Annotated in this window: 13 protein-coding genes; 10 read left to right on the top strand and 3 right to left on the bottom strand. The window is 50.9% G+C overall.

All coding sequences use genetic code 11. From position 1 onward, the window contains the following. Window positions 1-6 precede the first annotated feature (6 nt). A complete protein-coding gene (locus HZB31_05555; GenBank protein ID MBI5847405.1) occupies window positions 7-1101 on the bottom strand; it encodes a nitronate monooxygenase in 1095 nt (364 codons plus the stop codon). Window positions 1102-1250: 149 nt separating this feature from the next. On the opposite strand from HZB31_05555, the gene HZB31_05560 reads away from it, so the two are divergent. Genes HZB31_05560 through recO form a run of 4 tightly spaced genes read left to right on the top strand, consistent with a single transcriptional unit; the run spans window position 1251 to window position 4531 of the window. Continuing rightward, window positions 1251-2450 (top strand): pyridoxal phosphate-dependent aminotransferase, encoded by a 1200-nt coding sequence (locus HZB31_05560; GenBank protein MBI5847406.1) that lies wholly within the window; start codon window positions 1251-1253, stop codon window positions 2448-2450. Next, on the top strand, window positions 2451-3335 hold the full coding sequence (gene era, locus HZB31_05565; GenBank protein MBI5847407.1) for a GTPase Era: 885 nt from the start codon (window positions 2451-2453) through the stop codon (window positions 3333-3335). Continuing rightward, entirely contained in the window at window positions 3336-3788 is a 453-nt protein-coding gene (locus HZB31_05570; protein ID MBI5847408.1) for a bifunctional nuclease family protein, read from the top strand. Then, the gene (recO, locus tag HZB31_05575) at window positions 3788-4531 is read left to right on the top strand and encodes a DNA repair protein RecO (GenBank protein MBI5847409.1); all 744 of its coding nucleotides are present in this window, start codon (window positions 3788-3790) and stop codon (window positions 4529-4531) included. The genes HZB31_05570 and recO overlap by 1 nt, the downstream gene beginning before the upstream one ends. Here recO and dksA read toward each other — a convergent pair whose 3' ends face one another. Further along, window positions 4532-5089, bottom strand: coding sequence for an RNA polymerase-binding protein DksA (gene dksA / locus HZB31_05580; protein ID MBI5847410.1), 558 nt, complete (start codon window positions 5087-5089; stop codon window positions 4532-4534). A 103-nt stretch (window positions 5090-5192) separates the two neighbouring features. After that, window positions 5193-5729, bottom strand: coding sequence for a PilZ domain-containing protein (locus HZB31_05585; protein ID MBI5847411.1), 537 nt, complete (start codon window positions 5727-5729; stop codon window positions 5193-5195). A gap of 121 nt (window positions 5730-5850) precedes the next feature. Here HZB31_05585 and HZB31_05590 point away from each other — a divergent pair, with 121 nt between their 5' ends. The 6 genes from HZB31_05590 to xerC all read left to right on the top strand — a co-directional run bounded on the left by HZB31_05590 (window position 5851) and on the right by xerC (window position 14225). Then, window positions 5851-6237, top strand: a complete 387-nt coding sequence (locus tag HZB31_05590) for a FixH family protein (protein MBI5847412.1) — start codon at window positions 5851-5853, stop codon at window positions 6235-6237. A gap of 9 nt (window positions 6238-6246) precedes the next feature. Continuing rightward, the gene (locus HZB31_05595; protein MBI5847413.1) at window positions 6247-7557 is read left to right on the top strand and encodes a TolC family protein; all 1311 of its coding nucleotides are present in this window, start codon (window positions 6247-6249) and stop codon (window positions 7555-7557) included. Next, on the top strand, window positions 7554-8771 hold the full coding sequence (locus HZB31_05600) for an efflux RND transporter periplasmic adaptor subunit (GenBank protein MBI5847414.1): 1218 nt from the start codon (window positions 7554-7556) through the stop codon (window positions 8769-8771). Before HZB31_05595 ends, HZB31_05600 begins: the two co-directional genes overlap by 4 nt. Further along, a complete protein-coding gene (locus HZB31_05605) occupies window positions 8768-11956 on the top strand; it encodes an efflux RND transporter permease subunit (protein MBI5847415.1) in 3189 nt (1062 codons plus the stop codon). Before HZB31_05600 ends, HZB31_05605 begins: the two co-directional genes overlap by 4 nt. Window positions 11957-12027: 71 nt before the next feature. Further along, the gene (gene trmFO, locus HZB31_05610) at window positions 12028-13347 is read left to right on the top strand and encodes a methylenetetrahydrofolate--tRNA-(uracil(54)-C(5))-methyltransferase (FADH(2)-oxidizing) TrmFO (GenBank protein ID MBI5847416.1); all 1320 of its coding nucleotides are present in this window, start codon (window positions 12028-12030) and stop codon (window positions 13345-13347) included. Then, a complete protein-coding gene (gene xerC / locus HZB31_05615; GenBank protein ID MBI5847417.1) occupies window positions 13344-14225 on the top strand; it encodes a tyrosine recombinase XerC in 882 nt (293 codons plus the stop codon). The genes trmFO and xerC overlap by 4 nt, the downstream gene beginning before the upstream one ends. The last annotated feature ends 63 nt before the right edge of the window (window positions 14226-14288 follow it).

A 14288-nucleotide genomic window follows, 5' to 3' on the forward strand; every position in this document is an offset into this window, starting at 1 on the left:
GGTGGGTCAGAGCTTACCAGTCAGTTCCTGCATCAGGGTCTGAACACTGACGATTTTATCTACCCGTGAAGCATTGGTTCCGACGGTATACAGAGGTTCCTCTTTATCGGCATTATAGTTGGCTGAACTCAGCAGACCATTACAGATACAGAAGTGATGATCGTTGCTGGCCTTTGCGGGACAGACGCTGTATTTGCCTTCGCTGTCTTTCTGCAATACATATCCCTTGTCGCATTTCGGTTTTCGCAGCTTTGAAAGTGCAGAGACATACATGGGAGACTGCTTGATGATCCTGAAGGGAAGGCCGCAGGGCGAACCAGGATCAAAGGCAACGATAATGTCTTCATCCTGAGCGGTAACGACAGAGCGCTTATAATCCGGAGATGCGCTGCTCTCTTCGGTAGCGAGGAAGCGGGTTCCCATCTGGACTCCGTCAGCCCCTGCCTTCATAAACCGTGCAATATCCTCGTGCGTATAGATGCCGCCTGCAACGATGATCGGAAAATCACCATATTTTTTTGCTGCATCCTTGACCGGCGGCAATAAGTTTTCAAGTTTGTTCGCCTCAATGTCTATCTGGTCCATTTTAAAGCCGAGATGGCCGCCTGCAAGAGGTCCCTCCAGCACGATGGCATCAGGCCGGTAACCGAGTTTCTCCCATTTTTTGCAGATGATCTCGAGAGCCCGCGTTGATGAAACGATCGGGATAAGGGCTGTATCTTTCGGATCCTGTATGGCAGGGAGTGAAACCGGAAGGCCTGCGCCGGAAATGATCACATCAGCGCCGGCGTCAAGGGCTCCTTTTACCGAATCATTGTAGTCACGGGAAAGTGCGCACATGATGTTGATGCCGGCAAAACCGCCATTGGCTTTAGCCTGGGAAACCTCTTCATACGCAGCCTCATAGGAATTGAGTTTCTTGCCTGTGCGCTCCGACACCAGACGGTCAAGGCAGGCGCTTGAAACAATGCCTACGCCGCCTTCTTTCGCAACAGCACTGGCAAGAGGAAAGAGGGAAACGCCGACTCCCATACCGCCCTGGATGATGGGTACCGGTATCGTCTTTCCCTTTATGGTTAATGGCAAAAGTGCTTCGATCATAATTCTATTTATAATCGCGTATTACGGAAATTTTATCAAGTGATATTTTATTAATATAAGACGAAGCGCGAAAAATCCGGTAAAGGCTTTTCATGCCTCCTGCAAATGTTTTACAATAAACAAAACCACGCAGCAGAAAGGATACAATCATGCTTTCTCCACGGGCACAGAAGATAAAACCATCACCGACCCTCGCGATTGATTCGAGGGCAAAGGCCATGAAGGCTTCGGGTATCGACGTCATTAACTTTGGAGTTGGCGAGCCTGACTTCGACACACCGGACAACATTAAAGAGGCTGCCTGCAAGGCGATCCGGGACGGCTTTACCAAATACACTGCGGTGGGCGGCATTGACCCGCTAAAGGATGCGATCATCGAGAAGTTTCAAAGGGACAACGGCCTAACCTATAAACGGGAAGAGATCGTTGTGTCCTGCGGAGCGAAGCACAGTCTGTATAATATCGCCCAGGCGCTTTATGGCCCCGGTGATGAGGTGATCATCCCGGTACCGTATTGGGTGTCCTATCCTGATCAGGTCCTTCTGAACGACGCAAAGCCTGTCTTTGTGAAGACGCTTGAGTCTGACTCGTTTATGGTGCGGCCTGAGGCGCTTGAGGCGTGTATCACCAAAAATACGAAGGCACTGATCCTGAACTCGCCGTCAAACCCCACAGGCATGCTCTATGACAAAAAAGCGCTTGAGAAGATCGCAGCGCTTGCGGTCAAACATAATTTTTATGTGATATCTGATGAGATCTATGAAAAGCTGGTGTATGACGACTTTGCACACGTCAGCATAGCCTCCCTTGGCGAAGAGGTCAGGGCAAAGACCATTGTGGTAAACGGTCTTTCGAAGTCCCATGCCATGACAGGATGGAGGCTTGGTTACGCGGCAGGGCCGTCCGATGTGATCAAGGCCATGACCAACATCCAGAGCCAGTCAACGTCCAATCCCAACTCCATGACACAGAAGGCGGCAGTGGAAGCTCTGAACGGTCCTCAGGATTTTATCGAAACCATGCGTGCCGAGTTTGACAAACGGAGAAAATGTATTGTGAGCGAACTCAATACGATTCCCGGCATGAGCTGTACCATGCCCAACGGTGCGTTCTACGCTTTTCCGAACACGGCAAAGATATACGGGGCAATGTTCAGGGACAAAGCGATCAACTCTTCGACAGACCTTGCGCTCTATTTCCTTGAAGAGGCGAAGGTCGCGCTGGTCCATGGCGAGGCCTTTGGTGACGACAACTATGTGCGAATCTCCTATGCTACGTCCATGGACGCTATCACGAAGGGACTGGAAAGGATCAGGCAGGCATTGCAGAACCTTGAGTTCAGGAAGTAGATGACCGATACCTTCAGGTCAGGTTTTATTGCGCTCATCGGCAGGCCGAATGTCGGCAAGTCTACGCTTCTCAATGCGATTCTCGACCAGAAGATTGCAATTGTGGCAAACCGGCAGCAGACAACACGGAATAAACTGCTGGGCATAAAGACCTTTGAGCATGCGCAGATGATATTTGTCGATACGCCCGGAATCCATAGTCCGCGCCATGCCCTTGGGGAATCGATGGTCAGGACTGCGGAAGAGGCGATGCAGGATATTGATGTTGTTGCCTTCGTGACCGACGCCGACAAGCGTGATGAAGACCTTGCGATTATCGCTTTGTTTAAGAAACTGAAGACGCCTGTCCTGTTTGTGCTGAACAAGGCTGAGACAAAGAGTCCCTCCGAGATCTCTGATATTATCCATGCGTATGGCGATCTTTTTCCGTTCAGCGCGTTTCTCTCCCTGTCGGCGCTCAAGGTAAAAGGCATCGAGTTTCTGCTCGAAAAAATAAAAGGTCTTCTTTCTGAGGGGCCGAAATATTATGACGATGACACGGTCACTGACCAGTATGAGCGGTTTATGACCGCTGAGATCATCCGGGAGAAGATCATCAAAAACACCTCTGAGGAGGTCCCCCATGCTGTTGCGGTTGAGATACAGGAATGGAAGGAAAAGAAAAAAGGTCTCGTCAGCATCAGTGCCGCCATCTACGTCGAACGGGAAGGGCAGAAAGGTATTATCATCGGGAAGAAGGGTGAAATGCTGAAGACGATAGGCAGCCAGGCGCGCAGGGATATCGAGAAACTGATCGCTTCAAAGGTGTTTCTTGAACTTTGGGTAAAAGTGAAGAAAGGCTGGCGCGATGATAAAAAAATTCTGCAGACACTGGGGTATCGGTAAATGTTTGTCGAGATGAAGGTTGAGGGGCTTCTCTTTGATCCCAGGAGCAATATGTACATACTTTTGCTGAAGCAGGTAGAAGGTTCAGGGACTCTTCCCATCTGGATAGGCAAGCCTGAGGCGGATTCGATAGCGCTTGCCCTCGGCAAGGTTTCTACGCCCAGGCCTCTTACCCATGACCTTGTCAAGAACGTGATTGACGGTCTTAACGTGAAGGCTACCAAGGTCGTTATCACGGAGATCATTGACAATACGTTTTATGCGCTCATCCATATTGCCGACGGCCAGAGAGAGGCCCTGATCGATTCGCGGCCGAGTGATGCCGTGGCGATCGCGCTTAGGGTCAATGTGCCGATCTTTGTGGAAGAATCGATCCTCGGCACCAAGACCGCTGACGAACGTGACGAATGGCTGAAGAACCGTAAGCCTGAAGACTTCGGCAATATCATGTAATGCTTCAGAGGACCGAGGGCATCGTACTCCGGACAATCCCGTATGGTGAAGCAGACCTCATTGCCACGTATCTCACCAAAGACCTTGGAATCGTAAAAGTATTCGCTAAGAGCCCCAGGAAGACAAAGAGCAGGTTCGGCAGCAGTCTTGAGCCATTGACCTTCTCACGTATTGCATTTTGGGGAAAAGAGGACGCTGCCTTGCCCCGCCTGACCCAGCCCCGCCTGACACAGGCTGATATTGTCCATCCGTTCAGTTCGCTGAGGGAATCGCTGCACTGTTTTATCAGGGTGTCTGAGCTTATTGAACAGACACTGCATCTTGTCCCTGAAAGGGATACGGGCAGAAATGTCTTTCCCCTTCTTATGAATACACTGGCGATCATGGAAGCAGGCTGCCGGAATCCGCTCATCGGGCTGTTTTACAAACTTAAACTTTTGGAAATAACCGGTTTTTTGCCGGGGCTTCATAGTTGTGGGCGGTGTGGCGGCAGGAGCAATGCCTTCCATCTGTCTCACGGAACCGTGCTGTGTCTGCAATGCTCGGAAGATGAAGATATAAGCAGCAGGCTTTCGCCGGGGGTTACGGCATTTTATTCGAGCCTGATGAAATGGGAGATCTCAAAACTGGATAGACTAAAGCCTGATGAAGGCATCGTGAAAGAGCTGTCTCTTCTTTTAGACGAGCATAGCAGATATATTACCGAAAAGAATCTCAGGTCTCGGGAATTCAAAAGAACGTAATCAGACTTCCCTGCGTTTTTCGTCCTCCTCCTGATGCATTTTGCATTCGATACACATGGTAGTTACCGGTCTGGCCTCAAGTCTTTTTACATCGATCTCAAGTCCGCAATCATCGCATATGCCGAAGGTGTTGTTGTCGATGCGTTCAAGGGCTTCTTCGATCTTTTTCAGGAGGCGCTGTTCCCTGCCGCGAAGTCGAAGCATAAAATTCGTATCTGTTTCGGCAGATGCCTGGTCTCCCATATCAGGGAACGTAGTCTGTCCGGGAAGTTCATTAAGCGCTACCTCGGCCTCGTTGAGAAGTGCCGATTTCTGTTGAAGAAGAATGCCTTTTATTTTTTGAAACTTTGAACTGCTCGGGCCTTTCAATAAAGGTTTTTTCGCGGGAGCATTGACCGTTTGAGTCTGTTTCGAAACTGCCTTTGCCGGCTGTTCGACTTTTCTCGCCGGTTTTTTTGCCGCCGTTACCGGTGATGCCGCTGCCGTTTTTTTTGCAGTATGTGATGACTGCGGACCCTTTTTAGCTGCAGTCTTAATGCTCTTTTTTTTCGTTGGCATAATAGCTCCCCTCATGAATTTACTTAGACTAACAGAACATTTTCTTCTCCGTCAAGACCGTTATGCGAAGGAGAGAACGAATTGAGGCTGAACAACGCGCTGACTATTCGCCGTTTTCCCTGGATCTGATAAAGGAGATAAGCGCTTCTCTGCTCTGGTCATCAATATCAATGAATTTGACGCCGATACCACAGTTCTCTGCATGCGGGGCATGGCGTTTTATATGAACGATCTCCCCCTTGATCCTGACCGGATGAGGAAGATCAGGTACATGAAGCAGGAGTTCTGCAAGCTCATGGATCGAATGCTGCCGTATTGTCCTGATGAACATGCCCTGCCTGCTTACGTTTCTCGTGTATTCGTCAATAAACTCGTTGTAGGTCCTGTAGGAGACCTTTAAGGAAACAGGGCAGCGGCTTTCAACCCTCTGATCCGGATACGGACTCTCGGCGTCGTGACGCTTTATCGTCACTAACGATCCGCAGGAGGAGCAGGGAACTTCAGAAAATGGATTCTGCTCAAGATATGCGTCGCTCAGGATTTCTTTGCAGTGCGGGCACTGCTGAATCCTGTTATTGAAGGGGCTGTCAGCGCTGCCTCTGCCGATCTGCTGCGCAAATTTCTCGAATTCGTCAGTCATAATCTATTATAGGCGAATGCTGAAAATATTATTGAATAATATTCATTATTTCTTCAAAAAAGCGTAGTATCATAATTGCATATCAAGGCACGAAACGCGTGCACTACAAAAGGAGGATGTGATGAAAAAAATACTGATGGGTGTTCTTATGGTAGTTCTCGCCTTTGGCGTTGCTCTGGCAAAAGACTACGAAGTGAAAAAGAAGGCAGGCGATTTTGACGTGGAAGTGAGGATAGACAAGAACCCGCCGGTTGTGGGTGACAATACTATTGCCATAGAGGTGAAGCAGGCAGGCAAGGCTGTTGCCGATGCGAAGGTGCTGGTTGATTATTCCATGCCCGCAATGCCGGGAATGCCTGCCATGAATTATAAGACGGATGCCGAACTCAAGGGCAATATATATAAGGCCACCATGAATCTTTCGATGTCCGGTCCCTGGAATATTGCGATAAAGATCTCCAAGGCAGGCAAGACATCGACCGCCAAATTCAGCATCGACGCCAGGTAATATCGAGCCATGAAGCGACAGACAGGCATCTTGCAGAATCGCTGCCATCACGTAATGGCTGGTATGCTGCGGGTTCTGCCTGTTTTTTTTCTCTTCTATACCTGTATCCCCGCGTCAGCTGATGGCCTTGTGCTGCATGATCTTATCCAGGAAGCCCTGAACAACAGTCCGGAGATCCGTGCGTCTGAGGCTCGCGCCCAGGCTGCCCTGCATCGCGTGGCGCAGGCAGGAAGCCTTCCTGATCCCATGTTCATGTTCGGGTATCAGAATGAAGGATGGGAGCGGTATACTTTTGCCAAGGAGCCGGACGCCCAGTGGATGTTTTCTGCGTCGCAGATGTTCCCTTTTCCCGGCAAGAGGTCCCTGAAAGAGGAGATGGCGAGGCAGGATGCGCAGGGGGTATCCATACTCCATGAATCGGTAAGGCTCAAGACCATCGCGCGGATCAGGGAACTCTATTTCGATCTTTTCCTTGCCTATAAGACCATCGACCTCATAAGGGAGCGGACCGTACTTTTTTCCCGCATCGAGGATGCTGCGCTGGCCCGGTATTCCTCCGGCATGGGCATGCAGCAGGAGGTGCTTATGGCGCAGACCGAAAAGTATATGCTGCTTGAAAAGGAAGAGATGCAGAAGCAGAAGGTCCAGTCTCTTGAGGCTATGCTTAATGCCACGGTCGGAAGGGATGTGCCTGTGCCGCTTGGCAGGCCGGCAGAACAGAAGTTTTCTCTTGGGGCCAGGAGTCTGGATGAACTGCTTCATAAGGCCTATGAACATTCTCCCGAGATACGGATCAAACAGAGGATGGCTGCTGCTGCCGAGGCCAGAGTCAAGATGGCACAGAAAGAGTACTATCCTGACTTTACCGTTGCTGCCAGTTATTTCACGAGAGGCGGCGGGCAGTTCATGGATATGTGGAGCCTGACAACTACCATCAATATACCGCTTTATTACAGGACAAAACAGAGGCAGGCAGTACTTGAGGCAGAGGCCATGCTTGCGGAGGCGCAGAGAGAACTTGAGGCGGCGCGTCTTATGACCGCCTCCTCCATCAGGGATACGTATTCCATGTATGCAGCCTCTGAAAGACTGATTGACCTTTATAAAAACGGACTTATGCCCAAGACATACCAGGACTTTGAATCGGCCCTGGCAGGCTACAGCACTGGAAAAACAGAGGCGATCACGGTCATAAACAGGCTGAAGGCGCTGATAGATTTCGAAACGCAGTATTGGGTGCAGGTCGCCGAGCACGAGAAGGCTTCAGCCCGGTTCGAGGCGATGACCGGCGTGCATGAAACAGGGGGAACAGTTCAATGAAGAGGCACTATCTTGTCGGTCTTGTTGTGGCGGTAATGGCACTCGTCGCAGTAGTGTACGCTGCCAGAAACGGAAGTGGTGCGAAGAAAGGGACTCCAACGCAGGAAGCAGAGCACCGGGGCCATGAGGCTGCCAATCCCCAGACTGCTGAGAAGCCGAAACAGCAGGAGGTTCAAGCGGAGCCGGCCACGGTGGAGATACCCGAAGACAAACAGCAGATGATCGGAGTAAAGACAGTCGATGCCGCTGTTCATGAACTTAAGAAGATTATCAGAACAGTCGGCAGGATCGAATACGATGAGAGGAAGATTGCAACGGTCAATGCCAAATTCGAAGGATGGATTGAGAAGCTCCATGTCGACTTCAGCGGAAGATATGTTAAGAAAGGTGAAGCACTGGCGGAGATTTACAGTCCTGAGCTTGTTGCAACCCAGCAGGAGTTTATCAATGCCCTCAGATGGGCTGATCAAAGCAATAATAACGGAAAGAGCGAAACGATGAAGACGCTGCTGTCAAAGGACGCGTCCTCTCTGGTCGAGGCTGCGCGCAAACGCCTGAAATTCTGGGACATATCGGATGATCAGATTAAAAAAATAGAAGAGACCGAAAAGCCGGTAAGGACTCTTACGCTGTACAGTCCGGTAAGCGGATATGTGGTCCAGAAGATGGCGGTCAGGGGAATGCGGGTGATGCCAGGTGAAAAGCTCTTCGACATCGCTGATTTAAGCAATATCTGGGTGCTTGCCGATATTTATGAAAGCGAACTGCCGCTGATAAAGCAGGGACAGCGGGCGAAGATAACGCTGAGTTATTTCCCGGGCAGGGAGATGAACTCCGTGATCGATTATATCTATCCAACGCTCTCGGCAGAGACGAGAACGGCAAAGGTGCGGTTTACCCTGCCTAATCCCGGAAATCAGCTGAAGCCGCAGATGTTTACGAATGTGGAGATCGCTATTTCTCTGGGAAGGAAACTTGCCGTTCCCTCCGAGGCTGTCTTGGACACGGGGACGCGCAAGGTTGTGTATGTTGATAAGGGCGACGGCAATTTTGAGCCAAGAGAGATAAAGACAGGCGCGGGAGTGGATGGGCTGACAGAGGTCCTTGATGGACTGAAGGCCGGTGAGAAGATCGCATCTTCAGCGATCTTCCTGATAGATTCCGAGGCGCAGCTGAAGGGTGTAAAACCGCTTGCCTCCGGACATAACCATTGATTGCTAAAATCATAGAGTTCAGCGGCAGGAACAAGTTCATTGTCCTGCTTCTAGTCGGCTTTCTCTGCCTCTGGGGCTACTGGTCTCTGCAGCGGACGCCGCTGGACGCCATACCTGACCTGAGCGACACGCAGGTGATCATCTTTACGGAGTGGGGAGGCAGGAGCCCCGATCTGGTCGAAGACCAGGTGACCTACCCGATTACCTCTACCTTGCTGGCTGCTCCTAAAGTTCAGGCAGTGCGCGGCTTTTCTTATCTTGGCAGTTCTTTCATTTACGTGATATTTGAAGAAGGGACTGATATTTACTGGGCGAGGAGCCGTGTTTTGGAATATCTTCAGTCAGTCCGCTCCAAGCTGCCCGCTGATGTGAACCCTGTGCTTGGGCCTGATGCCACAAGCCTTGGCTGGGGTTTTTCCTATGCGCTGGTGGATGAGACAGGCACCCATGATCTTTCTCAGCTGCGGTCGCTCCAGGATTGGAACATCAAGCTGGCGATAGAGAGTGTCCCTGGCGTCTCTCAGGTTGCCAGTATCGGCGGCTTTGTAAAACAGTATCAGGTGCATATCGACCCTAACCGTCTTTCTGCCTACAACCTTTCAATCATGAATGTGATGGAGGCAGTGCGGAAGAGCAACCGCGATGTTGAGGGAAGGGTCCTTGAAATGTCTGGAGTCGAATATATGATTCGCGGCAGAGGTTATGTGAAGGGTCTGCAGGACCTCGAACTTATCTCAGTCGGTGTCGGGCCTTCAGGAACGCCCATCTACCTGCGCGATATCGCTTCGGTCCAGTTGGGACCGGAGATGAGACGGGGCATTGCCGATCTCGACGGCAAGGGCGAGGTTGCAGGCGGTATTGTTGTGGTCCGGTTTGGAGAAAATGTGCTTACGGTCCTCGACCGCGTGAAAGAGAAGATCGAGAAGGATATCAAGCCGTCCCTGCCCAAAGGCGTTACGATTGTCACGACCTATGACCGCTCTGACCTGATTCTCAGGTCCATACATACGCTGAAAGAGGAGATCATCAAGCTCTCCATTGCGGTGAGTGTGGTCTGCATCGTCTTTCTCTTCCATCTGCCGAGCGCACTTGTGGTGATCCTGACGCTTCCTGTTGCGATCATCATCTCCTTTATCTGCATGTATTACCTCGGCGTTACCTCAAACATTATGAGCCTGAGCGGCATCGCGATTGCTGTTGGCGCCATGGTTGACGCCTCGATCATCATGGTAGAAAATGCCCATAAAAAGCTGGAAGAGTGGGAGCACGCAGACAGACCAGGCAGCAGGACTGACGTGATCATAGAGGCTTGCAAAGAGGTCGGTCCGTCTCTGTTTTTTTCGCTGCTTGTTATTACTGTCGGGTTTTTCCCGGTATTTACGCTCGAGGCCCAGGCTGGCAGACTTTTTAAGCCCCTTGCTTATACCAAGACCTTTGCCATGCTTTTTTCGGCGTTCCTGGCAGTTACCCTTACGCCGGTCCTTATGACCATGTTCATCAGAGGGAAGATAAAGCCTGAGCATGATAATGTGATCATCCGGTTTCTTGAAAAGATCTACAGGCCCCGGGTGATGTTCTCTCTAAAGCACCCGAAGTTTGTTATCGTGATAGCGCTTCTGCTTGTTGCTGCAACTGTTTATCCGCTGATGAAACTCGGCAAGGAATTTATGCCGCCTCTTGACGAGGGCACGCTTTTTTATATGCCGACAACAGTCCCCGGCGCTTCGGTCTCAGAGGTTTCAAAGATCCTCAGACTTCAGGACCGCCTGCTGATGACGATTCCTGAGGTATCTCAGGTATTTGGCAAGGCAGGCAGGGCAGAGACTGCGACAGACCCTGCACCTCTTGAGATGTTCGAGACGGTCATAAACCTGAAGCCTGAGTCGGAGTGGCGGCCTGGAATGACCACGGAAAAACTGAAGAATGAGCTGAACGATGCCCTCCAGATTCCCGGTGTCGCAAATTCATTCACCATGCCGATCAAGGCACGTCTCGATATGCTTGCCACCGGCATCAGGACACCTGTGGGCGTAAAGGTGCTCGGTCCTGACCTGTCAACCATTGAAAAGCTCTCCATTGATATTGAGAATGCTGTTAAGAGTGTCCCCGGTACGCGGAGCGCGTATGCAGAACGCGTTATGACAGGATATTTTCTCGACATAAAACCGAAGAGGGCCGAGATCGCGCGGTACGGACTGTCCATAGACGATGTGCAGACAGTCATTGCAGCTGCCTTGGGCGGCATGAACCTGACCGTTACGGTCGAGGGCAGGGAGCGGTATCCTGTGCATGTACGTTATGCGCGGGAACTTCAAAATGATATTGAAAAGCTCAAACGGATATTCGTCCCCATTTCATCCCGCTCATCTGCATCTATGTCTAATCCCCAATCCTCAACCCCTGCCTCTATCGCCCATATACCTCTTGGCGAGATTGCGGATATTGCAATTGTGCAGGGACCGACATCGATCAAGAGTGAAGAGGGGCAGCTTGCCAACTATGTGTACATCGACTTTTCCGGCCGCGATGTAGGCGGGTACGTTGAAGAGGCAAAGAAGAATGTCGAAAAGCAGGTGAAACTCCCTGTGGGGTACAGTCTTCAGTGGAGCGGTGAGTATGAATACCTCCTGAAGACGCAGGAGCGGCTCAAGACTGTCATCCCGCTTACGCTATTCATCATTTTTGTGCTCATCTTTCTGAATACGAAGTCAACCGTAAAGACCACGATCATCCTGCTTGCCGTGCCGTTTTCCCTTGTCGGGTCGTTCTGGCTGCTCTATTTCCTCGGATATAATATGAGTATTGCTGTATGGGTCGGTATGATCGCCCTGGCAGGACTTGATGCCGAGACTGGAGTTGTGATGCTTCTGTACCTTGACCTTGCCTATGACAAATGGAAGAAGGATGGAAAACTGAACACTGAGCAGGACCTCAGGGATGCCATAATGTTCGGCGCAGTCAAGAGGATCAGACCAAAGCTCATGACCGTCGGCGTCATCCTTGCAGGCCTTATTCCAATCCTGTTCAGCCACGGTGCTGGCTCTGACATCATGAAGCGCATTGCAGCACCTATGGTCGGCGGTGTTATTACTTCAGAGATACTTGAACTTACGATCTATCCTGCCATCTTTCTGATCTGGAAGGGAAGGAAGTTTCGAAAAGAACAAGTAAGAATTGACGTGTAAGGCAAGGATTACCTTACGGTGTCTTGCATGTCCTGTTTCTTATTTCCGGTTTCTTTCAGGTAAAATCAATCATGTCAGAGGAATTAATAATAATAGGTGGTGGGCTCGCAGGCTCAGAGGCTGCGTGGCAGGCAGCCAAGAGGGGTGTAAAGGTGCGCCTGTATGAGATGCGGCCGCAGAAGATGACCGAGGCGCATTCCACATCGAGCCTTGGCGAACTCGTCTGCTCCAATTCCCTGCGCTCTAACGATCCCCATAGCGGACCCGGTCTCCTGAAAAAAGAACTCTCCATCGCAGGATCTCTTATCATGGAGGCAGCAGAGGCGACAACCGTTCCGGCAGGTTCAGCCCTGGCGGTTGACCGGACCCTTTTTGCCCAATACATCACCAGAAAACTTTCAGATGACCCGCATATCACGATCATCAGGGAAGAAGTCAAAACGCTCCCTGACTCAATCGCCGTTATCGCAACGGGCCCGCTGACCTCCCAATCCATGACCGATGCCTTGGCCGGGCTGACAGGGCAAGAGTATCTCTACTTTTATGATGCCATTGCTCCGATCATCGATGCCGATTCCATAGACCGCAATAAGGTCTATGCCATGTCGAGGTATGGCAAGGGTGGTGACGACTATCTCAACTGCCCAATGAGCAGTGAAGAGTATAAAACGTTCTATCAGGAGATCCTTGCTGCGGAGAAGGTGAATCCGAAGGGCTTTGAAGAAAAGATGGTCTTCGAAGGATGTATGCCGATCGAAGTGATGGCCTCGCGGGGCGTCGATACCATGCGATATGGGCCGATGAAGCCTGTTGGCCTGCCTGACCCCAAAACCGGAAAGGACGCCTATGCTGTTGTGCAGTTGAGGACCGAAAACAGGGAGATGACAGCCTATAATATGGTCGGATTTCAGACACGTCTGACATGGCCTGAGCAGAAGAGGGTCTTCAGCATGATACCAGGACTTGAGCATGCTGATTTTCTAAGATACGGCAGCATCCACAGAAACACGTTTATCAATGCCCCTGCGCTCCTTAACAAGGACCTGTCGTTCAGGCAGCGGCCTCATCTTTTTCTTGCCGGACAGATTACCGGCGTTGAGGGATATATCGAATCAACTGCCATGGGTCTTATTGCCGGGATCAATGCTGCGCTCAAACTGCAGGGCAACACTGCTCCTGAGGTGCCGCATTTCTCGGCGCACGGTGCCCTGATACGGCATATTACAGAATCAGAGAGCAGACATTTTCAGCCGAGCAACATTAATTTCGGTCTTTTCCCGCCAACGGAAGGGCTGGCAAGGATGCGGGACAAGAAACTCAAAAGGGCTAAAACAGCTGAACAGGCGCTTGAGATCTGGAAGAAATATGTCTCGCAGCTGAATGCGGAATGAAGAAGCTGATCGATCAATTCCTCAGGCACCTTGAGCTTGAGAGGGGAGTTTCGCCGCATACACTCAGGGCCTATAAAAAGGACCTCGAAGAATTTCAGGGGTATGCTGATAAAGAGGCCGCTGATGTTGAGATGATTGATGTCCGTGGGTTTGTCGCTCTTCAGATCAAAAACGGTCTTTCAAAGACGACTGCCGGCAGGAGGCTGGCCGCTGTCCGGTCATTTCTCAAATTCCTGACCAGGGAAGGGTATCTGAAGTCTAACCCTGCAAAGCTCGTCACAACGCCAAAGGCAGAACAGCATCTCCCCCGGTTTCTTTCGGTTGATGATGTCTTCATGATGATCGAAAAGCCTGATACCATGGGTTTTATCAATTCCCGCGACAGGGCAATTCTGGAACTGCTCTATTCGAGCGGGCTTCGTGTTGCAGAGGCAGCAGGTCTGAACCTGGAAGATGTCAATACGAAAGAGGGGCTGGTAAAAGTGAGAGGCAAAGGGAAGAAAGAGCGCATTGTACCGCTTGGGTCAAAGGCCGTAGAGGCGATCAAGACCTATATGGTCGAAAAAATATTGCTAAAGAAGAAGAACAAGGCCCTGTTTCTGAACAGGAGCGGCACCCCGCTTTCGGATCGCGGTATTCGGCGGATCGTCGTGAAGTATGCCCGCCTTATTGGCGTAGCCGGCCAGGTCGGGCCGCATACCATGCGTCATACGTTTGCATCGCATCTTCTGCAGGCGGGCGCTGATCTTCGCGTCATACAGGAACTGCTTGGCCACTCGTCGCTCTCAACGACGCAGAAATATACCCATACAGATATTGCGCATCTCATGGATATCTATGACAAGGCCCATCCTCTCTCATCGGAAGATAATGCCTGACGCTCGCCGACCCGTATCGCGCAGGGAAGGGCCCCTGAACAGTAATGAAGTTTTGGTATATAA

The sequence above is a fragment of the Nitrospirota bacterium genome (genome assembly GCA_016235245.1).
Taxonomy (GTDB): domain Bacteria; phylum Nitrospirota; class Thermodesulfovibrionia; order Thermodesulfovibrionales; family UBA6898; genus UBA6898.